A 20932-nucleotide genomic window follows, 5' to 3' on the forward strand; every position below is an offset into this window, starting at 1 on the left:
CAACGGCCACCACACCCCAGCCGAAACCCGAACCAACTATCGTCAAGCCCCAGCTGCCTGAAAACCCCGTGTCCGCCCCACCGGGGCAACTCCACCGGCGTGAGGTGGGTCACTCTTGACGCCATGTCAAATCCGGTCAGGACGGCCGTCGCGGGCCTGGCCGTGCTGGCCCTGGGCGTGGTGACGGCGCTGAACGCGCGCTCCCTGCCGGTACTCGGCGACGGGACGACCTACGCGGCCGAGTTCACCGAAGCGGCCGGGCTGAGTGCCGGCAACGACGTCCGCATCGCCGGCGTCGAGGTGGGGCGCGTGTCGGACGTGCGCCTGCGCGGCGACCACGTGCTGGTTTCGTTCCGGGCCAAGGGAGCTTGGCTCGGCGACGCGACGGGCGCGGCGATCCGGCTGAAGACGGTGCTGGGCCAGAAGTACCTCGCGCTCGACCCGCAGGGCGAGGGCACGCTCGACCCGGGGTCGCCGATCCCGCGGTCGCGCACGAAGGTGCCGTACGACATCCTCGCGGCGTTCGGCGAGCTTTCGTCCACAGTGGACCGTATCGACACCACGCGGCTGGCTCGCAGCTTCGACACGCTTTCGGCGACGCTGGCAAACACTCCGCAGAGCGTTCGCGCCGCCCTTACCGGGCTCTCACGGCTTTCGGACTCGCTCGCCGCGCGCGACCGGCAGCTGGCTGCGTTGCTGGGCAATACACGCGTGATTTCGCAGACTCTCGTCGACCGCGACGCGGCGGTTCGCCGGCTCCTCGAGGACGGCAACGACCTGCTCGCCTCGGTGAGCAACCGCGAAGCGGCGATCACTCGGCTGCTGGACGGCTCGCGGCGGTTGTCGTCGGAGTTGTCGGGGCTCATCGGGGAGTCACCGGTCGGGCCGTTGCTGACCCAGCTGGACCAGCTGACGTCGATGCTGCAGCGCAACCAGGACGCGCTGGCCGCCGGGATCCGGGGGTTCGCGCCGTTCGTGCGGCTGGGGACGAACCTCGCGGGGAACGGGCGCTGGATCGACGGGTACCTGTGCGGGCTGCTGCTGCCTTCGTTCGGGCCGTTGAACGAAGAAGGCTGCCACGGCTAGGCCACGATCAGCCGGAAACCCGCGTCCCACTCCGGCAGGTCGAGCAGGTCCGCGTGGTCCGCGTGCCACCGCCCCGACTCCAGGTCCTCCCGCAACCGCGCGATCCCCCGCGAGACCGCCGCCGGCGAGGTCTGGGCCAGGGCCGAGCACGATTGGCGCACCCCCGGGTCCAGGTACGCCTCCGGCCGGCGCCAGTACGCCGGGAACACCCCGTCCGTGAAATCCCACGGCACCGGCAACGGCACCACCGCCGACGCGCCGAGGAAGTCCGCGATCTCCGGCGCCGAAGGGCGGGACGCTTCCAGCGCGGCGATCTCCGGCACGTACTCCCGCACGAACCAGAAGTCGCTGTGCAGCGCCGTGTCGTACGCCAGGACGACCTGACGGGCGGCGACCCGGCGCAGCTCGCGCACACCCGCGCGCCAATCCGGCCAGTGGTGCACCGTCAGCACCGCCAGCGCCGCGTCGAACGTGTCCGACGCGAACGGCAGCGCCTCCGCGACCGCCCGGACCACCGGCGCCGCCCCCGTCGCGCGCTGCCGGATCATCTCCGCCGACGGCTCGACCGCCACGACGTGCCGCGAGGGCGGCTCGTACGAGCCCGTCCCCGAGCCGACGTCCAGCACCGACGCCGCGGGACCCAGCGCCGACAGCACCGGCGAGAGCCAGCGCGGGTCCGTCCGCCGGCCCAGTGCGTAACCGACGCCGATCTCGTCGTAGCGCGTCATCCGCGCTCGGGGCCGTCGCCGCCGTTCTGCTCCGCGAGGAACCGCTCGAACTGCGAACCGAGCTCCTCCGCCGTCGGCATGTGCTCGACCGACTCCGCCAGCAGGCTGCCCCGGTCGGACGCCTCGATGAACGTGTCGTACTGCCGCTCCAGGGCGCGGACGACGTCGGCGATCTCGTCGGACTCCGCGACCTGCCGGTTGATCTCGGCGTCCGCCAGGTCCGCGGCCGCGCGCAGCTCGCCCTCGGGCAGGCTCAGCCCGGTCGCCCGGCTCAGCGCGTCGAGCACGATCAGCGACGCCGCCGGGTACGTCGATTGCGCCAGGTAGTGCGGCACGTGCGCGGCGAAGCCCATCGCGTCGTGGCCCCACTCGCCGAGCCGGTACTCCAGCAGCGCGGCGAGGCTGCCCGGCACCTGCAGCCGGTTCGGCAGCTGCTGGTTGTCGACGACCAGGTCCTTGCGGGTCGCGTGCGCGGTGACGCCGAGCGGGCGGGTGTGCGGCGCGCCCATCGGGATGCCGTGGAAGCCGGCCGTCAGCCGGACGCCCCAGCGCTCGACCAGGTTCCGGACCGCCGCGCTGAACCGCTCCCAGTCGTGGTCCGGCTCCGGGCCCGACAGCAGCAGGAACGGCGTGCCGTCGGCGTCGTGCAGCAGGTGCACCACCAGCTCGGGCGCGTCGTAGTCCTCCCAGTGGTCGACCGCGTAGGTCATCGTCGGCCGCCGCGAGCGGTAGTCGATGAGCCGGTCGACGTCGAAACGGGCGACCACCCGGTGCTCGCCGCCCAGGAGGTGCTCCGCCAGCAGACGGCCCGCCGAGCCGGCGTCCATGAACCCCTCGAAGTGGTGCAGCAGCACCGCCCCGGTCAGGTCGGGGACGTCCGAGTCCACCTCGTACAGGTCGTCGGGATCGAGTCCCACCTGATCCTCCTGATCGCCGCTATACCAATCCGTCAAGCACAACACACCCCGGGTGGGATTCCATTCCGCCGACGGTGTCGCCGATCGTAACGCCACGCGTTCGAGGCCGGTTCGGATCGCCATCGTGACAACTGTCGTGGGCGCGCAAGGCACCGATCGGGCACGCTTGACCCGTGAGCGAACACACCACGAACACGGCGCTGCGGCTGCGGCCGCCGGCGCACCGGGTCAGCCGCCGGGCCATCGGCTACTGGACGGTGACCGCGTCGATCCTGTGGATCATCCTCATCGGCGTGCAGGCGCTCATCGTCGTGACCAGCGACGACGCGCCGTCGTTCCTGACCGTGACCCTCGTGCTCTCCTGCGTGCTCGGTCCGCTGCACCTGATCGTGATGCCGCAGTGGCGCTACCGGGTGCACCGCTGGGAGGTCACCGACGAGGCCGTCTACACCCAGTCGGGCTGGCTGAAGCAGGAGTGGCGGATCGCGCCGGTCTCGCGGATCCAGACCGTCGACATCGAGCGCGACCCCTTCGAGCAGCTGTTCGGGCTGGCGAAGATCACCGTCACGACGGCGTCCGCGGCGGGCCCGCTGCGGATCTCGGGCCTGGCGCACGACCGCGCGCTCGCCCTGGCCGACGAGCTCACGAAGACGACCCAGGCCGTGCGGGGCGATGCGACGTGAGCCCCGCCGACGCCCTCTTCCCCGCGGAGGCGGCAGAAAGCACCGCCGAAGTGATCACCCCGCCCGCCGAGGGCACGCAGGACGCGCCGTGGCACCACCTCGACCGGCGCATGCTGCTCATCCGCCCGGTGCTGGACCTGGTGAAGTCGCTGCCGGTGCTGCTGGGCGCGCTGCTGTTCGGCCACGGCGAACCGTGGCAGTGGATCGGTCTCGTGTTCACCGCGATCGCCGTGTTCACCGGCGTCTCGCACGTGCTGACCTCCCGCTACCGGATCACCGAGGCGCAGGTCGAGTGGCGCACCGGGCTGCTGCAGCGCAAGCACCGGGCCATCCCGCGCGACCGGATCCGCACGGTCGACGTCACCTCGGAACCGAAGCACCGGCTGTTCTCGCTGGCCGCCGCGCGGATCGGCACCGGGCGGCACTCGCACGGCAAGGGACCGGGCAAGGACGAGCTCGTCCTCGACGCCGTCACCATCGCCGAGGCCCAGCGGCTGCGGACGCTCCTGCTGCACCGCAAGGCCGAGGTCGTTTCCGAGGAGGCCGCCGCGCCGCCGGAGCAGCTGATCGCCGCGGTCGACAAGCGGTGGCTGCGGTACGCGCCCTTCACGCTGTCCGGGCTGGCCGTGGTCGGTGCGGCGGTCGGCACGGTCTACCACTTCGCGCACGAACTGCACTTCGACCCGATCCAGTTTTCGCTGGTCCAGGCCGTCGTCGGGCACTTCGCCGACACCCCGGTGTGGCTGAGCCTGGTGCTCGCCGCCGTCGGGCTGCTGGTGCTCGTCTCGCTGCTGTCGGTCGGCGGGTACGTCCTGTCGTTCTGGAACTTCCGGCTCACCCGGGAGCCCGCCGGCACGCTGCACATCCGGCGCGGACTGATCACCACGCGGTCGGTGTCGATCGAGGAGGACCGCCTGCGCGGCGCCGAAATCCGCGAGCCGCTGCCGCTGCGGCTGGCCGGTGGCGCCCGCTGCGTCGCCATCGCCGCCGGCCTGCGGGAGGGCAAGAGCGCGGACAAGGGCGGCAGCCTGCTGCTGCCGCCGGCGCCGCTGGCCCGCGCGCACGAAGTCGTCGCCCGGGTGCTGGGTGAGGACCCGGCCGCGACGCCGCTGGTGCGCCACCCCCGCCGGGCGCTGTACCGGCGGCTGTCCCGGGCCGTCCTGAGCGTGCTGCTGCTCGCCGCGGCGCTCTACGGCCTGGCGTGGCTCGGTGCGCTGCCGGACTGGCCGTGGCAGGTCGCGCTGGTGCTGGTGCCGGTCGCCGCGCTCGTCGGCTGGGACCGCTACCGCGGCCTCGGCCACGCCCTCACCGGCCGGTACCTCGTGACGCGGTCGGGTTCGCTGGACCGCGGCACGGCGGCCGTCCGCTGCGACGGGATGACCGGGATCGTCGTCGAACGCTCGTACTTCCAGCGCCGGGCCGGGCTGGTCACGCTGATCGCGCCGGTCGCCGCGGGCAAGGGGAAGTACCAGGTGCTCGACGTCGGCGAGGCCGACGGGCTGGCGCTCGCCGACCGGGCCGTCCCCGGCCTGCTGACGCCGTTCCTCACCGGTGACCGGGACCGTGGTTGACGCCCGGCCCGGGCCGCTCCTAACGTGAAAATCCGCCGTCCGAACCCTCGATCCGCGTTCGACGAGAGGACGGCAGGATGTTCCGGAAGCTTCTCGGCGTGGTGGCCGCGGGCATCGTCGCGGCTTCGGTCCCGACGCCGGCCGCGGCGGCCGAAAACCCTTACGGTGACCCGAATCTGGTCTCGATGTTCGACGGAACCGACCTGAGCGCGTGGACGTCGTCGAAAGCCGGGCTCTGGTCGGCGAAAACCGGCGTCATCCACGGCAATGGCACCGCGCGCGGCTGGTTGTACTACAACAAACAGCAGGTCGGCACGTTTCGGTGGATATTCAATGTCCGGCAGGTCAAGGGCAACCACAAACCGACCGTGCTGATCTGGGGCACCACCGACCCGATCCGCGACGCACTGAGCGCCATCCAGTTCCAACCGCCGAACGGGGGACATTGGGACTACCGGCCGGGGCACAACAACGGCGGCGGGAAACTGTTCCGGCAACTGCCGCACACCACCATCGACATCAAGAAGTGGGCCCAGTGCGAACTGATCGGCGACGCCGCCACCGGGGTCGCGCGGATGGCCTGCTGCCCGCTCACCGGCACGGCGATCACCTGCAAGGGCGTCGAAGTGCTGCAGTTCACCGACCGGACGGCCGGGCGCGTCGGCCCGCTCGCGCTGCAGGTGCACAACTCGGGGATCCAGGACGAGTACCGCGGCCTGTACGTCGAGTCACCCGTGGTGACGAAACCGGGCGAGTTTCTCACCATGTGATGTCCGGTGCGCCCGGCGATGGCCCTATTCCGGGCCATTGCTGGCCTTCCTTTCACACTACGTGCTAATTTATTCACCCCGTGTGATAGCGAAGGTCGTTTTTGTCTCACCGAGAGGTCACGATGACGCCTGCCGTCAGTACCGTCGACGGTTCCGCCACCACTTCCCCCCGCCGCACCCCGGGTGCCAGCAGTTCGCGCAAGGTCCTCCAGTTGCTGCTGGCCTTTTCGGAGCGCCGGTGGGAGGCGAGCGTCGCCGAGCTGGCCGCGACGATCGGCACCCCGGTGGCGACGACCTACCGGTACGTGGCCCTGCTCAAGGAGCTGCAGCTGCTCGAGGAGGGCCGGGCCGGCCACTACCACCTGACGAGCCAGGTGATGCCGCTGGCGCGGGCCGCCCAGCTCGCCAACGACATGGTGCAGCTGGCGCGGCCGGCCATGGAGGAGGCCGCGCGGGAGCTCGGCGAGACGGTGATGCTGTTCCAGCGGTTCGGCGACGCCGCCGTGTGCGCGGACCGCGTCGAGTGCGACCGCGCCATGCGGTTCACGTTCGAGCCGGGGCATTCGCTGCCGCTCGGCGTCGGCGCGTCCGGCAAGATGCTGCTCGCGCTGCTGCCGGAGATCGAGCGTGACCAGCGGTGGGCGTCGATCGTCGCGCAGCGCGGCACGGCGGTGCGTGACGAGCTGAAGCAGGCGCTGGAGAACCGGTACGCGGTCAGCTCGGGAGAACTCGACGAGGGCGTCTGGGCCTGTTCGGTGCCGGTGCAGACGATCGGCAGGCGGCCCACCGTGCTGAGCCTGGCCGGCCCGGCCGCCCGGATCACCGAAGAGGCCCGGCAGACGGCGATCACCGCCCTGCAGGAGTACGCGGTCCGCATCCAGCGGGCGATCGCGTCTTATTCGGTGTGAGAAATCCGCGCGGGCGCGTAGAACTACCCGGGTGATCCGTCTCGCGCGCCCCGACGACCTGCCCGCGCTCGTCGACGTCGAGCGGGAGGCCGGGGCACTCTTCCGCGACGTCGACATGGCGGCGATCGCCGACGAAGACCCGGGTTCGGTGGAGTCGCTGGCGGTTTTCCAGGCGGCGGGCCGCGCTTGGGTGAGCGTCGACTCCGCGGACCGGCCGGTGGCCTACCTGATCGCCGAGGTCGTCGACGGGTGCGCGCACATCGAGCAGGTGTCGGTCCGGCCGTCGCACGCGCGGCGGGGAATCGGCCGCGCGCTGATCGAGACGCTGGCGGAGTGGGCCCGTGCGCGCGGATTGCCGGCGTTGACGCTCACGACGTTCGAAACCGTGCCGTGGAACGCGCCGTACTACGAACGGCTGGGGTTCCGGGTCGTCCCGGAAGCGGAAATCGGCGACGGACTGCGCTCGATCCGCCGGGCCGAGATCGCCCGCGGCCTCGACGCCTGGCCGCGGATGGCCATGGTTCGCCCGCTCTGACCTGGTCTTTGCCCTGTTGGTCCCCTAGTTGAGGGAGAGAGTGGCGCGGGCGGTCGAACATGTGTTCTACTGTGCCTTGCCGGTCCCGGAGGGGGAAGCTCCGAGGGCCGGCCCACCAACTTCGGGAGGCAGTCGTGGCGGTCAAGATCACCCACCTGACGAACGGCCAGCAGGTCCGGTTCGCCAACGCGGACGGGGCCCGCCGGTACGCCGAGATCATGGGCGGCGGCGTGGACAAGTGGCGCTTCACGGTCGTCCCCGAGGACCCGATGCTCCGGAAAATGTCGGACTCGGTCGTTAACGTGCCGGTATGGCGCATGACTTCCAGGTAGTGGTGGATTCGGCCGACCCGCACGTGCTCGCCGACTGGTGGGCCGAGACGCTCGGCTGGTCCGTGGAACCGACGGACGCGGACTTCGTCCGCGAGATGATCGCGAAGGGGTACGCGACGGAGGAGGAAACCCGGACGTACCGGGGGTCGCTGGTGTGGAAAGCGGGAGCGGGCATCCGGCACCCGGACTCGCCACCGGAGGGCCCGCCCCGGCGGATCCTGTTCCAGGAGGTCCCGGAGGCCAAGACGGTGAAGAACCGCCTCCACCTGGACGTGTGGGTGGGCGCGGACAACGTCGAGGAATCGGTCGAGAAGCTGAAGGCGCGCGGCGCGGAGTTCCTGTGGCGAGGCCGGCAGGGGCCACACAGCTGGGTGACGATGGCCGACCCGGAGGGGAACGAGTTCTGCGTTTCGTGAGGGCCGGGACCGGGACCGGGACCGGGACCGGGACCGGGACCGGGACCGGGACGAGGCTAGGTCGGCGGCGGGCTGGGGGCCGCCGCCGGCTTGGTGAGTTCCGGTTCCAATCACGCCAGTCCCGCGCCGGAGCACGCCGGTCCCGCGCCGGAGCACGCCGGTCCCGCGCCGAAGCACGCCAGTCCCGCGCCGGGACACGCCAGTCCCGCGCTGGAGCACGCCAGTCCCGCGCCGGAGCACGCCAGTCCCGCGCCGAAGCACGCGGGTTCCGCTCAGCCGTCACCAGCACAAGCGTCGCGAACAAGTCATTCGCGACCTCACACCTGCGCCGCCAGGCGGTCCAGTGCCTTCGGCAACGCCGCCGCCAGCAGATCCAGCTCCGGCTCCGCCGCCACCAATGGCGGTGACACCGCCACCCCGCGCCCGAGGTTGCGCACGATCACACCCTCGTCGCGGCAGGCTCGCTGGAGCTTCACCGGTGCCCCCGGGTCGGCGTCGAGCAGCTCTGCGCTCAGCTCCACCGCCGCCAAGAAGCCCAGGCCCGCCCGCACCTCGGCGACCAGCGGATGCCCCGCCACTCCCGATACCGCGTCCGCCAGGGGTTTCTCCAGCTCGCGGCCGCGCGGGATCAAGCCGTCGCGCTCGTAGATGTCCAACGTGGCCAAGCCCGCCGCGCACGCCACCGGGTGCCCCGCGTACGTCGGGCCGTGGCGGAAGATCGGGGCTCCCGGTGCCCCCGTGAAGAACGGCGATGCCACCTTCGGCGCCACCACCAGCGCTCCCAGCGGGATCGTTCCGCCCGTGATGCCCTTGGCCGTCGTGATCATGTCCGGCCGCACCGGCCACCGGTCGATCCCGAACCACGTGCCCAGCCGGCCCCAGGCCGCGATCACGCAGTCCGCGACGAACAGCACCTCGTGCCGGCGGCAGATCGCCGCCACCTCCTCGAGGTAGCCCTCCGGCGGCAGCAGCACGCCGCCCGCGCCGATCACCGGCTCGCAGAAGAACGCCGCCACCCGCGACGCACCCACGCGCTCGATCTCCGCCTCCAGCGCCGTCGCATCGTCATATGCCACGTGGGAAAACGAAGGCGGCTGCGGGCCCACACCCGCCGCGTTCGCCGGGATGCCGCCCACCGCCGTGCCGAAACCGTGGGTTCCGTGGTAGCCCTGCGCCCGGCCGATCACGTGGACCTTCTCCGGCCGCCCCGTCTGCGCGAAGTACGCGCGGGCCAGCTTCACCGCCGTGTCGATGACGTCGCCGCCGCCCGAACCGAAGAACACCTTCGACCCCGGCTCCGGCGCCAAGGCCGCCACCCGGTCCGCCAGCTCGATCGCCGGGCGGTTCGCGTTGTAGCCGAACAGGTTCCACGAGTCGAGCTCCCCCAGCTGGCGGGAAACCGCTTCGGTGATCTCGGGACGGCCGTGGCCGAAGTTCGCATACCAGAGCGACGCCGTCGCGTCGAAGTACCTGCGGCCGGCGTCGTCCCAGATGTACGAACCCTCGGCCCGGGTGACGACCATCCGGTCACCGTCGACCGCGCCCATGTCGGCGAACGGGTGCCACAGGGCGTGCTGTGCTGCCATCGGTCCTCCTCAGTCCTGCCCCCATCCCTACCATCAGTCCAGGAACTCCGCGATCTCCTCGGGTGAGTACCCCAGCTCGGCCAGCACCTCCTCGGTGTGCTGGCCCAGGGTCGGCGGGGCGGACGTCGGCCGCGCCGGGGTGTCCGACGCCTTCACCGGGAAGCCCGTGCCCACGTACGTCCCCACCGTCGGGTGCGGCAGCCGGACCACCTGCTCGCGCGCGGCCGCCCACGGGTCCGCGTAGACGTCGTCGATCTCGTTGATCGGCGCCGCCGGGATGCCCGCCGCGTCGAACGCCTTCATCCACTCCGCTGCCGTGCGCGTCCGGAGCGCCGGCTCCAGCAGTGCGTTCAGCTCGTCGCGGTGGGCGGCGCGAAGCGCGTTCGACGAGAACCGCGGGTCGGCCGCGATGTCCAGGCCGAGCACGCCGCAGAATGCGTGCCACAGCTTCTCGCTGCCGACCGCGATGACCAGCCAGCCGTCGGCGACGTGGTAACCCTGGTACGGGACGATGCTCGGGTGCGCCGAACCCATCCGGCGGGGGCGGGGCGCGTCGTAGAACACCGCGCCCGCCGCGTACACGTGCCAAGCCAGCTGACTGTCCAATAGGGACACATCGAGGTACTGGCCGCGGCCGGTCGTGTGCCGGGCCTGCAGCGCCATCAGGACGCCGATGATCGCCCACGTCCCCGCGTTCAGGTCCGCCACCGGCAGCCCGACCTTCGCCGGTGCGCCGTCCGGCTCGCCGGTCAGCGACATCACGCCGCCGAGGGCCTGCGCCACCAGGTCGTACCCCGCGCGGTCGCGGTACGGCCCGGTCTGGCCGAACCCGGTGATCGACACATGGATCAGCCGCGGGTTGAGCGCGGACAACGCCTCGTACCCGATGCCCCACTTCTCGAGCGTGCCCGGGCGGAAGTTCTCGACCAGGACGTCGGCGTCCGCGACCAGCCGCCGGAGCGCTTCCCGGCCGCGGTCGGTCTTGAGGTCGAGCACGATGCCGCGCTTGTTCCGGTTCGCCGCCAGGTAGTAGACGGCCTCGTCGCCGACGAACGGCGGGCCCCAGCCGCGGGTGTCGTCGCCGTGGCCCGGCGGCTCGACCTTCACCACGTCCGCGCCCATCTCACCGAGGTACTGGGTGCAGTACGGCCCGGCCAGGATGCGGGAGAGGTCGACGACCTTGATCCCGTCCAGCGGTCGAACAGCAGGGGGCATCGATGGCTCCTCGTCTCGGCGTCCGGTCCCTTTCTACCCGGGCGCGCCTCGGGAATTCACCCACCGACCGCCGCGGGAGGCCACTCGTCCGGGGGCGGCATTTCTGCCCTGATGCCCGGTTCGGCCCCACGTCACCCTGGAGATCTTGTCCGCAGTCCCGGAGAGGGAACCCATGCGACGGTTCGGGGTCCTGCTGCTCACCCTCCTCACCCTCGGCACGGCGATCGCCGCCCCGGCCGCCGCCGACGAGCCGGTCATCGCCGCGAAGCCGCCGATGGGCATCTCGTGGTCCCGCGGCTGGAACCAGTGCCCGCGGATCGACGACGCCAAGGTCCGCGCGGCGGTCGACATGCTGGTCACCAGCGGCCTGAAGGACGCCGGCTACAGCTACGTCAACATCGCGGGGTGCTGGGCGACCAAGACTCGTTCGGCCGACGGGAAGCTCCAGCCGGACACCGCCAAGTACCCGGACCTGCCCGGGCTCATCGCCTACGTGCACGCCAACGGCCTCAAGTTCGGGCTGCACAGCGGCACCGGCGCGCTCGTCTGCGGCAGCGCCATGCCCGGCTCCCGCGACCACGAGGAACTGGACGCGCAAACGTTCGCGGCCTGGGGCGTCGACTACCTCGAATACGACACGTGCGGTGGCGAGAACGGCGTCGCGGCGGCCACCAGGAAGATGAGCGACGCGCTCAAAGCCACCGGACGGCCGATCCTGCTCGCCATGATCGACACCTTCGCGGCGAACTACCGCCAGTGGGAGTGGGCGCCCGGCGCGGGCGCACAGACTTGGCAGCTCACCAGCGACCTCCCGGACAACTTCCCGTCCGCGATGCTGGCCGTGGACAAGCAGATCCCGCTGGCCGGGCACACCGGCCCCGGCGGCTGGAGCGATCCGGGCTACCTCAACTTCAGCATCGTCGACCCCTGGGTGCGGCGCGCGCAGTTCTCGTTGTGGGCACTCCTGAACGCGCCGCTGATGCCGAACGAGTCGTTCCCGCTGGACACGATCGCCAACCGGGACGTGATCGCGGTCGACCAGGACTGGTCCGGCACGCCGGGACGCAAGGTCCGCGACCTGTCCGACGGCGAGATCTGGGCGAAGCCGATGTCCGACGGCTCGGTCGCGGTGCTGCTGCTCAACCGCGGCCCGGTCGCCCGGACGATCGCGTTCGACCTCGCGGAATCCGGCGTCGCGGCCGCGCCGGCCTACCGGGTCCGCGACCTGTGGACCGGCGCCGAGCTGACCAGCACCGGCACGCTGCGCACGTCCACGCGCGCGAACTCCGGGATTTTCTTCCGCGTGTGGCCCGGTCAGCCGTCCCCCGCCGAACCGCTGGTGACGCTCGGGGTCGAGCTGCCCGAGGGGTTCCTGGCCGGCCAGGCGGTGCCGGGCACCGTGACGCTGACCAACGACGGCGACACCCCGATCACCGACGCGCGCTACACGATCACCGTGCCGTCCGGGTGGGCGCTGGACGGCCCCGCGCAGGTCGACGTCCCGCGGGTCTCCCCCGGCAGCACGGTGACGCGCGAAATCACGCTGCGGCCGACCGCGGCACCGGCCGCGAAGGTGCTGGTCGGGGTGAGCGGCGGCTACACGAGCGAGTTCGGCCCGCGGTCCGCGGCGGGCTCCGCCGAGGCACCACTGGTGACCGCGCCGGGCACCGGGACGACCTACCTCAGCACGCGGCCCTGGCTGTATTCGGAAAACGGGCTCGGGCCGGTGGAACGCGGCAGCGTGGCCAACGGGCGGGCGATGGCCGTCGGCGGCGTGGGCTACCAGCCCAACAGCGGGATCGGCGTGCACGCGCCGTCGGTGATCCGCCTGCACCTGGGCGGGGCGTGCAAGTCGTTCACGACCCAGTACGGCGTCGACGACGCGTCGGGCCCGCAGGCGACGGTGGCGTTCCGCGTGCTGGGCGACGGCCGGGAGCTGTTCGCGACGGGGATCGTCCAGCGCGGCACGAAACCGCAGAAGCTGACGGTCCCGGTCACCGGCGTGCAGCAGCTGGCCATCGCGGTCGACGACGGCGGTGACGGCTCGGCGGACGAGTACGCCGACTGGATCGCCCCGAACGTCAGCTGCTGACGGCTCCTTCGAGCAGCGCGACGGCCTGCGCGGTCCGCCGGTAGAGCACGAACCGCCCGTCCCGGACCTTGGTGACCAGGCCCGCCCGGTGCAACGCGCTCAGGTGGTACGACACCGTGCCCGGGCTGTACCCGGTCCGGGACGCGAGCTCCGCCGTCGACCGCGCCGGTTCGAGGTCGGCCAGCAGCGCCGCGCGGGCCGCGCCGACGACCGGGGCGATCCGGCCCGGCCGGTGGTCGGCGCCCGTCCCGACGCCGTGCGCCGGGTAGCAGAGGACGACCTGGCCGGGGACGTCGATCTGGATGCTGGTGCCGGGCCAGCTGAGCACGCCCGGCGCGAGGACCAGCTCCCGGCCGGAGATGTCGGCCTCGCCGTCGAACGGCTTGACGACGGTGATCGCGTCGCCGGCCCAGCCGATGGTCGGGTGCAGGCTGCCGAGCACCCCGCCGACGCCGTGGCGGGCGATGGTCTGCGCGCGGTGGGTGATGTCCCGGTCGAGGACCGCCTGCAGGCCGGCCCAGTCCTCGGCCAGCGCGTCGCGCCAGAACCGGGCGAGGCCGTTGGCCAGGCGCCGCGGCATCGTCCCCGACTCGACGCTCCGGCGGGCCGTGACCGGCAGCGGTCTGGTCCAGTGGACCTGCGTGTGGCCCAGCACCTGGGTCTCGACGTCGTCCTGCGCGGTCGCCTCGATCCGGGCGATCTGCTCGTCGAGCAGGTCGCGGTGCCGGGTGGCCGTGCCCGGCTGCGGGGTGAGCAGGTCCGGCGTGTAGACCTCGCCGGGGCGCGGCAGCAGGTCCAGCAGCAGGGCGACGTCGGGGTGGGCGAGCGCCGCGCGGGCGAGCGGGCCGGGATCGCCGAACACCGGGTGCCGTCCCGCGTCGGCGGCGAGCTTCAGCCAGGCGAGGGACTCCGCCGCCAGCGACGGGGAAAACCGGGTCCTGGCCACCGTCTCGGCGTCGACCCCCAGCTTGAACACTTCACCGACGGTAGCAGCGAAGACGGCGGATTTGAACCGGCTCGAATCCTTTCCGGTCGGAGGTTCCCGCGGGGTTGAGTGGGCTGGTGTGCATCCGACGTGCGGGGACAGTCGCTGCCGTGGCCGCCGTGCTGCTCGCCTCCGTGCCGGCCGCCACGGCCCGTGCCGCCGATCCGCCCGCCCCCGGCTACCGCACGTGTTCCATCCTGCGCACGATCGCCTGGTACGGCTGGGTGGCCGGTCCCGACGGCCGGTACCACCTCGTCACGGTCCGCCGGCCGTACTCGTTCAGCGTGGTGTTCCCGGTGCGCTGAGCTCGAGCAGCCGGGCCTGGGCGTCCCGCAGGTAGCGGTCCAGCGCGGCCTCCGCGGCGTCGAACCGCCCGCCGCGCAGGTCGCGCAGGATCTGCTCGTGGCAGTCCAGGAACGGCTCGTAGAACTCGCGCGTGTTCTCGTTGAGCACGAAGAACAACCGGGTTTCGGCGAGCACCTGGCGCATCGTCGCGGACAGGCGCTCGCTGCCGGCCAGGTCCGCGAGGGCCTGGTGGAAGTGGATGCTCGCGGTGCCGACCGCCGGCCAGTTCTCGGCCGCCGCGGCCGTCCGGCCGGCCTGAAGCGCTTGCTCGACGAGTGACAGATCCACTGTGGACAGTTCGGCCGCGCGGCGCAGGGCTCCGCATTCGGTGGCGCGGCGAACGACGTAGAGGTCCTCGATGTCCTCTGTGGTCAGTTCGCGCACGAACACGCCGCGGTTCAGCTCGTGCACGGCCAGCCGCTCGTGGGCGAGCAGCTGGAACGACTCGCGCAGCGTGTTGCGCGAGACGCCGAGCGCCGAGCTGATCACCGGCTCGGACAGCCGTTCACCGGGGGCGAAGACGCCGTCGGTGATGTACTGGCGCAGGATGGCCGCGACCCGCTCGGCCGTGCCGCTGCGCTCGAGCAGGTGCCGCGCGCTCTCCAGCCCCGAGGCATCGACGGTCACGGCACTACCGGACGCCGAGGTCGAAATCGAGGCTGTACCGGTTGCCCGGCAGCGCCCCCGCGGCCTTGGCGCCGTCGATCGGCAGCACGACGCCGTTGACGAACCGGGACTCGTCGCAGGCTAGGAACACCACAGCCTTCGCGACCTCCCACGCCTCGCCGACGCGGGCCGCGGGTGTGCTCGCGACCAGCTGGTGCTGCTTGGTCTCGAACTCCTCCGGCGAGTTGAGCGTGCTGCGCAACATGTCGGTGTCGATCGCGCCCGGGTTGACCGTGTTGGCCCGGATGCCCTGGTGCGCGTGCGCGACGGCGATCGACTTGGTCAGCCCGACCAGCGCGTGTTTGGTGGCGTTGTACACCGGGTCACCGGGGCGGCCCATCACGCCGCCGTTCGACGACGTCGTGATGATGCTGCCGGCCTTCTGCTCGATCATGTGCGGCAGCACGGCGCGGGTGCCGAGGAAGGCGGCCCGCACGTTGAGCGCGAAGATGTGGTCGAATTCGGCGAGGCTGGTGTCCACAAGGGACTTCCCGAGGTGGATGCCGACGTTGTTGAACAACACGTCGATGCGGCCGGCCTCGGCGAGCACGCCGTCGACGAACGCCGCCACCGCGGCCTCGTCGGTGGCGTCCACTATGGAATGACGGTAGCCGTCGAGTGCTTCCGCGGGCTCGCGGATGTCGGACGCGAAGACCGTCGCCCCCTCGGCGAGGAACTCCTTCACCGTGGCGAGGCCGATGCCCCGCGCGCCACCGAAGATCACCGCGACCTTGCCGGCCAACCGACCCATGCTCACTGCCCTGCTCTCAGTCGTGCTGTCTGCTCTTCGTCCACCACGTAGTCCCCGGGCAGCCGGACCAGCGCGTCCGGGTCCCCGAGGTAGCGCACCTCGACGCCGTACACCGCCCGCGCCGCCGCCACCGAGACGTACCCCTCGACGACGTCGGCGAGCACCGCCGCCGCCGGCCGCTCGGCCGGCCGCCCGTACCCGCCACCGCCGGGCAGCGTGACGTCCACAACGGACTCTGCCGCCAGCGGCACCCGGCTCTTCGCGGGCAGGTCCCGACCACCGTGCAGGCCGAAGCGACCGGGCGCGCCGGGTTCCCCGCCGGCCACCCCGGACGCCGCGGCCCGCACCCGGTCGACGTTCCCGTTGACGCTCCAGGAAGTCACGCCGAGTGCGCCCATCGTGGTCACCTGTCCGAGTCCGCCGCGGAACCGGCCGGCCCCGCCGGAGTCCACGCGCAGCTCGCGCGCGTGCTGGACCAGCGGCGCCATGGTCTCGATGACTTCGGTGGGTGTCGAGCGCAGGCCGCTCGGGAAGCCGGTGGTGGACAGGCCGTCCTTGTCCGCCCGCGCGCCCATCCCGCCGGTCTGGAAGACGTTCAGCATGAACCCGGGCCCGCGCCAGATGGTCATCCACAGGGCGTCCGCGCTCGGCGCGAGCGCCGGGCCGGGCAGCGCGCCGATCAGCAGCGACGGCAGGAAGTGCCCGATCAGGTGCCGGGACGCGACCGGGGCCGGCGGGAGGCAGTTCAGCACCGAGCCTTCGGGCGCGGTGACGTGCACCGGCCGGAACGACCCGGCGTTGTGCGGCACCTCGGGCGCGATCGCCGCCTTGACCGCGAACGACGCGTACGCCCGCGTGTAGTTCAGGACGACGTTGATCCCGCGTCGGCTCTGCGGGGAAGAGCCCGCGAAGTCGAGGTGGATTTCGTCGCCGTCCACAGTGGCCGTGACGCGCAGGACGATCTCTTCGTCGTCGAAGCCGTCGGTGACGACCTCGTTGGTGTACGTGCCGTCGGGCAATTCCCACAACGCGTCGCGCAACGCCCGCTCCGAGCGGTCCATGATCTCGGCGGCGACCCCGTCCAGGCTGTCGAGGCCGAGCTCGTCCAACAGCCGCAGCAGGCTCGCCGCCCCGACCTCGTTGCCGGTGACCTGCGCGTACAGGTCGCCGATGGTCTCCTCCGGCGTCCGGACGTTGGCCCGGATCAGCCGTTCGAGGTCGGTGTTGACCTCGCCCGCGCGGAGGAACTTCAGGATCGGCAACCGGAGGCCTTCTTCGAAGACCTCGTGGGCCTCGGCGGACACCAGCCGCCCGCCGATGTCCGGCGCGTGGCAGCAGGAGGCGAACCACGCGACCAGCCGGCCGCCCCGGAACACCGGGGTCGCCACCGTGATGTCGTTGATCTGGCCCGCGGTCTGCCACGGGTCGTTGGTGAGCAGCACGTCCCCGGGTTCGAGGGTCTCCGGTGGGTACGCCGCGACGAAGTGGTGCATGCCGGTCGCCATCGCGTTGATGTGCCCCGGCGTGCCGCCGACGGACTGGCCGATCATCTCCCCGCACGAGTCGAACACCGCGCAGGCCAGGTCGAGCGACTCGCGCACGACCGCGGAGAAGGCCGTGTTGACCAGCGCGTTCTGCTGCTCGGCGAGGATCGAGTGCAGCCGGTGGCCGAACAGCCCGACGACGATGGGGTCGACGCTCACACCGTCACCTCCAGGGCGCCGTCGTCCCGGACGACGCAGGACGCGCCGGGCGGGACGACCACAGTGGACTCGCGTTCCTCCACGATGGCCGGTCCGCCGACCCGCGTGCCGGGTTCGAGCCGGTACCGGTCGAACACGGCCGTGTCGACAAATCCACCCGCCGACGGGAAGTACGCCTGACGAGTGCCCTTGCGCGCCTCACCGGAGGAAGCCGAGGTCAGCCGCAGTTTCACGGCCGGTTTCGGACCGCTCGACACGACCCGCCAGTTCAGCACCTCGACGCCGACCTCGGGCCCGGTGCGCCGGTAGAGCGCGCGGTAGGTACTGGTGAACTCGTCGATCAGGGTCCCGGGCCAGGGACCGTCGTGGACCGGGACGCGGATCTCGTACCCCTGCCCGGCGTACCGCATCTCGGCGACGCGCCGGTGCGTCACCTCGTCCACTCCGGACTTGGCGAGCAGCGCCGCGCCTTCGGCTTCCATCTCGGCGAACAGCGCGTCGACCTGGTCCCACGTCAGGTCGTGGACGGCGGCGCGGGCCGACCGCACGAAGTCGAACGCCAGCGGCGCGGTCAGGAACCCCGCCGCACTCAGCACCCCGGCGGCCGGTGGCGCGACGACCGAAGGCGCGCCGAGGGCCCGCGCGACGCCGACGCCGTGCACCGGCCCGGCCCCGCCGAAGGTGTACATCGGCAGCTTCGCCGGATCGTGCCCGCGCTCGACGGCGTGCACCCGCGCCGCGTTGGCCATGTCTTCGTTGACGCTCGTGTGGATGCCCCAGGCGGCCTCTTCGACGCTCACCCCGAGCGGATCGGCGATCTTCCTTCGGAGCACCGCTCTCGCGGCCTCGGCGTCCAGGCGCATGCCGCCACCGAGGAAGTAGCCCGGGTCGAGGTAGCCGAGCACGAGGTCGGCGTCGGTGACCGTGGGCTCGGTGCCGCCGCGGCCGTAGCAGACCGGACCGGGCTCGGAGCCCGCCGAGTCGGGGCCGACGGTGAGCAGGCCCAGCGCGTCGATCCGGGCGATCGAGCCGCCGCCGACGCCGATCTCGATCAGGTCGGTGACCGGCACCCGCACCGGCAGCCCGGAGCCGGGCAGCAGCCGGTACTTGCGGTCCACTTCGAACTGGTGCGTCACCAGCGGCGTGCCGCCGGCGATCAAGCACAGCTTGGCCGTGGTGCCGCCCATGTCGAAGGCCAGCAGGTCGGCCGGCCCGATCGCCGCGGCCGCGAGTGCCCCGCCCGCCGGGCCGGACTCGAGGATCCGGATCGGGTGCCGGGCGGCGGTGTCCACAGTGGCCAGTCCGCCGTTGGACAGCATGATGTGCGGCGCGCGGGTGATCCCCAGCCGGTGCAGCCGCTGTTCGAGGTCGCGCAGGTACCGCTCGGTGAGGTCTTGGACGTAGACGTTGGCGACCGTCGTCGAGGTCCGCTCGAACTCGCGGATCTCGGGGACGACGTCGGACGACAGCGCCACCCGCAGCGAGGGCGCCACCTCGGCCAGGATCTCCGCGGTCCGGCGTTCGTGCGCCGGGTTCGTGAAGGCGTGCAGGAAGCAGACGGCGACGGCCTCGATACCGCGCGCCGCCAGCTCCCGGCCGAGCCGTGCCACCAAGGACTCGTCGAGTCCGGTGTGGACGGACCCGTCGGCGATGATCCGCTCCGGGACGTCGAACCGCAGGTGCCGCGGCACGAGCGGCGCGGGCAGTTCCAGGTGCAGGTCGTAGAGCTCGTACCGGTGCTCGCGGCGCATCTCCAGGACGTCCCGGAACCCGGCGGTGGCCAGCAGCGCGGTCCGCGAGCCCTTGCGCTCGATCAGGGCGTTCGTCACCAGCGTCGTCCCGTGCACGACCTGCTCGACGGCGCGGAGGTCCGGCAGCAGCGCGGCCAGGCCCTCCTCGACCGCCCGGGCCGGCTCGTCGTGCGTGGTCAGGACCTTGCCGACCGCGACGATGCCGGTCTCGTCGACCGCGCAGAGGTCGGTGAACGTGCCGCCGATGTCGACGCCGATCCTCATGTCCGGTACCACCGCGGCGAGGTGTTCAGCGGCGGCTTGAGCTTGGCCTTCACGACCAGCACGTTCGGCTCGTCCGACTCGACGAACTCGCCGAGCAGCCGCCGGAACGCCCGCCCGAAGCCGGAGACGCGGTCGGCGTGCACCCCGAACGACCGGGCCAGGCCGACGAAGTCCGGGCTGTCCCAGTCGACCCCGCGGTGCGGCAGGCCCTCGCGGTCCTGGTCGTAGCGGAGCATGCCGTACCCGCCGTCGTCGACCAGGACGACGGTGACCGGCAGCTGTTCCTGCGCGAGCGTGGCCAGGTCGCCGCAGCCGTAGAGGAACCCGCCGTCGCCGGTGATGCAGATGGCGCGCCCGGTGCCGGCCGCGGCCGCGCCGAGCGACGCCGGGAAGCCGTAGCCGAGGGTGCCCCAGCCCATCGGGTAGGCGAGCTTGCGCGGCGCCCGCACCCGGTGGAAGCCGCCGACCCAGTAGCCGGCCACGCACATGTCCGAGACCAGCACCGCGTCCGTCGGCAGCACCTCGTCCAAAGTGGACAGGAAGTCGTAGGCCTGCGGTTCCTCGTCGCGGATGCGCTGGCGCACCCGGCGGCCGATCCCGGCCAGCCGCAGCGTCATGTCGTCGAGCCCGTCCCGCTGCTTCGGCAGCAGCCGCTCGACGATCGAGCGCGCGTCCCCGACCAGCGTCAGGTCGGGGCGGTAGTTCTTGGCGGCGTCGTCGGCGTCGACGTTGACCGCGATCAGCTGGGGCGGCTTGGGCATCCGCCAGTTCTGCGTCATCAGGCCGTCGAAGTCGGTGCCGATGGCCAGCACGACGTCGGCTTCGTCCCACAGCTCGCCGACCTCCGGCGTGTGCACCGGGTTCGGCGCCAGGCACGGGTGGTCGAGCGGGAGCAGCCCGCGGGCGGCGAACGTGGTGATCACCGGCGCGGCGAGCTTCTCGGCGAGGACACCGATCGCCTCACCCGCGCCCGATCGCAGCGCACCGCCGCCGGCCCAGATCAGCGGGTGCCGCGCGTCGGACAGCATCGCCTCGGCCCGCGCGAGGTCGGGGACGTCGACGTCGGGCTTGCGGTGCGGGGCGGGCGGCCGCCGGTGCGGCACCTGTTCGCGCAGGTAGTCGGTGGGCACGCCGAGGTAGACCGGGCCGCTCTGCGGCAGCTGCGCGAGCCGGGCGGCGCGGTGCACGGTGGTGCCGATCTGGTCGGGAGCCCGCACGGTGAAGCCGCCCTTGGTCACCGGCGCGAACATCGCCTGCTGGTCGGACGTCTCGTGCAGCACGCCGCGGACGACACCGGGCCGCCGCAGCGTCGAGGGGATGTCGGTGGCGATGACCAGCACCGGGGCCGCGGACGCCATGGCCTCCCCGACCGCGCCGAGCGTGTTCGCCGCGCCCGGACCGGTGGTGACCAGCGCGACGCCGAGCTTGCCGGTGGCGCGGGCGTAGCCGTCGGCGGCGTATCCGGCGGTCTGTTCGTGGCGGACGCCGACGAGCTTGATGCGGGTTTCACCGAGCGCTTCCCACAGTGGCAGGTTGTGCACCCCCGGAAGGCCGAAGACGATCTCCGTTCCGAGCGCTTCCAGCGCGTCCACCAGCTCCCGAGCACCACTCACAGCCACGGTTCGGAT

At 72.1% G+C, this 20932-nt stretch carries 20 protein-coding genes; 10 read left to right on the plus strand and 10 right to left on the minus strand.

Translation table 11 applies throughout. The features are described 5' to 3' along the window. Positions 1–123: 123 nt before the first annotated feature. A complete protein-coding gene (locus tag ACWEVN_RS06760; protein WP_452050539.1) occupies positions 124–1086 on the plus strand; it encodes an MCE family protein in 963 nt (320 codons plus the stop codon). Here the strand turns inward: ACWEVN_RS06760 and ACWEVN_RS06765 are convergent. Beyond that, the gene (locus ACWEVN_RS06765) at positions 1083–1814 is read right to left on the minus strand and encodes a class I SAM-dependent methyltransferase (RefSeq protein ID WP_452050540.1); all 732 of its coding nucleotides are present in this window, start codon (positions 1812–1814) and stop codon (positions 1083–1085) included. The genes ACWEVN_RS06760 and ACWEVN_RS06765 overlap by 4 nt on opposite strands. Beyond that, positions 1811–2731, minus strand: coding sequence for a proteasome assembly chaperone family protein (locus ACWEVN_RS06770; RefSeq protein WP_310967003.1), 921 nt, complete (start codon positions 2729–2731; stop codon positions 1811–1813). Before ACWEVN_RS06770 ends, ACWEVN_RS06765 begins: the two co-directional genes overlap by 4 nt. Positions 2732–2904: 173 nt before the next feature. Between ACWEVN_RS06770 and ACWEVN_RS06775 the strand changes: the two genes are divergently transcribed. From ACWEVN_RS06775 to ACWEVN_RS06805, 7 genes are all read left to right on the plus strand, one after another. Continuing rightward, on the plus strand, positions 2905–3414 hold the full coding sequence (locus tag ACWEVN_RS06775; protein WP_452050541.1) for a PH domain-containing protein: 510 nt from the start codon (positions 2905–2907) through the stop codon (positions 3412–3414). Between the two features lie 110 nt (positions 3415–3524). After that, positions 3525–4985 carry a PH domain-containing protein gene (locus tag ACWEVN_RS06780; protein ID WP_452050578.1) on the plus strand — a complete coding sequence of 487 codons (1461 nt, stop codon included), beginning with the start codon at positions 3525–3527 and terminating at the stop codon, positions 4983–4985. A gap of 77 nt (positions 4986–5062) precedes the next feature. Continuing rightward, on the plus strand, positions 5063–5755 hold the full coding sequence (locus ACWEVN_RS06785) for a family 16 glycoside hydrolase (RefSeq protein WP_449683513.1): 693 nt from the start codon (positions 5063–5065) through the stop codon (positions 5753–5755). Positions 5756–5877: 122 nt separating this feature from the next. Further along, a complete protein-coding gene (locus ACWEVN_RS06790; protein ID WP_452050542.1) occupies positions 5878–6663 on the plus strand; it encodes an IclR family transcriptional regulator in 786 nt (261 codons plus the stop codon). A 31-nt stretch (positions 6664–6694) separates the two neighbouring features. After that, a complete protein-coding gene (locus ACWEVN_RS06795; protein ID WP_449683515.1) occupies positions 6695–7198 on the plus strand; it encodes a GNAT family N-acetyltransferase in 504 nt (167 codons plus the stop codon). A 134-nt stretch (positions 7199–7332) separates the two neighbouring features. Then, positions 7333–7530: a hypothetical protein gene (locus ACWEVN_RS06800; protein WP_004561810.1), complete on the plus strand. Its 198-nt coding sequence runs from the start codon at positions 7333–7335 to the stop codon at positions 7528–7530. Next, the gene (locus ACWEVN_RS06805) at positions 7530–7946 is read left to right on the plus strand and encodes a VOC family protein (RefSeq protein WP_449683573.1); all 417 of its coding nucleotides are present in this window, start codon (positions 7530–7532) and stop codon (positions 7944–7946) included. The genes ACWEVN_RS06800 and ACWEVN_RS06805 overlap by 1 nt, the downstream gene beginning before the upstream one ends. 317 nt (positions 7947–8263) lie before the next feature. Here the strand turns inward: ACWEVN_RS06805 and ACWEVN_RS06810 are convergent, their stop codons facing one another. Continuing rightward, positions 8264–9532 (minus strand): aminotransferase family protein, encoded by a 1269-nt coding sequence (locus ACWEVN_RS06810; RefSeq protein WP_449683516.1) that lies wholly within the window; start codon positions 9530–9532, stop codon positions 8264–8266. A 33-nt stretch (positions 9533–9565) separates the two neighbouring features. Beyond that, on the minus strand, positions 9566–10747 hold the full coding sequence (locus ACWEVN_RS06815; RefSeq protein WP_452050543.1) for a CaiB/BaiF CoA transferase family protein: 1182 nt from the start codon (positions 10745–10747) through the stop codon (positions 9566–9568). A gap of 172 nt (positions 10748–10919) precedes the next feature. On the opposite strand from ACWEVN_RS06815, the gene ACWEVN_RS06820 reads away from it, so the two are divergent. Beyond that, positions 10920–12839, plus strand: a complete 1920-nt coding sequence (locus ACWEVN_RS06820) for an NPCBM/NEW2 domain-containing protein (RefSeq protein ID WP_452050544.1) — start codon at positions 10920–10922, stop codon at positions 12837–12839. Here ACWEVN_RS06820 and ACWEVN_RS06825 read toward each other — a convergent pair. Then, positions 12829–13815 carry a helix-turn-helix domain-containing protein gene (locus ACWEVN_RS06825; RefSeq protein WP_452050545.1) on the minus strand — a complete coding sequence of 329 codons (987 nt, stop codon included), beginning with the start codon at positions 13813–13815 and terminating at the stop codon, positions 12829–12831. The two genes, ACWEVN_RS06820 and ACWEVN_RS06825, sit on opposite strands and share 11 nt — an antisense overlap. A gap of 119 nt (positions 13816–13934) precedes the next feature. Between ACWEVN_RS06825 and ACWEVN_RS06830 the strand changes: the two genes are divergently transcribed. Then, the gene (locus tag ACWEVN_RS06830) at positions 13935–14129 is read left to right on the plus strand and encodes a hypothetical protein (RefSeq protein WP_452050546.1); all 195 of its coding nucleotides are present in this window, start codon (positions 13935–13937) and stop codon (positions 14127–14129) included. Here the strand turns inward: ACWEVN_RS06830 and ACWEVN_RS06835 are convergent. The 5 genes from ACWEVN_RS06835 to ACWEVN_RS06855 are packed head-to-tail and all read right to left on the minus strand — an operon-like array spanning position 14104 to position 20923. Then, complete coding sequence (locus tag ACWEVN_RS06835; RefSeq protein WP_449683521.1) at positions 14104–14796, minus strand: GntR family transcriptional regulator; 693 nt, start codon at positions 14794–14796, stop codon at positions 14104–14106. The genes ACWEVN_RS06830 and ACWEVN_RS06835 overlap by 26 nt on opposite strands. A 4-nt stretch (positions 14797–14800) precedes the next feature. Next, the gene (locus tag ACWEVN_RS06840; protein ID WP_452050547.1) at positions 14801–15586 is read right to left on the minus strand and encodes an SDR family NAD(P)-dependent oxidoreductase; all 786 of its coding nucleotides are present in this window, start codon (positions 15584–15586) and stop codon (positions 14801–14803) included. A 2-nt stretch (positions 15587–15588) separates the two neighbouring features. Next, entirely contained in the window at positions 15589–17289 is a 1701-nt protein-coding gene (locus tag ACWEVN_RS06845; protein ID WP_452050548.1) for a hydantoinase B/oxoprolinase family protein, read from the minus strand. Continuing rightward, entirely contained in the window at positions 17286–19304 is a 2019-nt protein-coding gene (locus ACWEVN_RS06850; protein ID WP_452050549.1) for a hydantoinase/oxoprolinase family protein, read from the minus strand. The genes ACWEVN_RS06845 and ACWEVN_RS06850 overlap by 4 nt, the downstream gene beginning before the upstream one ends. Then, a complete protein-coding gene (locus tag ACWEVN_RS06855) occupies positions 19301–20923 on the minus strand; it encodes a thiamine pyrophosphate-binding protein (protein ID WP_452050550.1) in 1623 nt (540 codons plus the stop codon). Before ACWEVN_RS06855 ends, ACWEVN_RS06850 begins: the two co-directional genes overlap by 4 nt. Between the last annotated feature and the right edge of the window lie 9 nt (positions 20924–20932).

This window comes from Amycolatopsis sp. NPDC003861 (assembly GCF_053605405.1).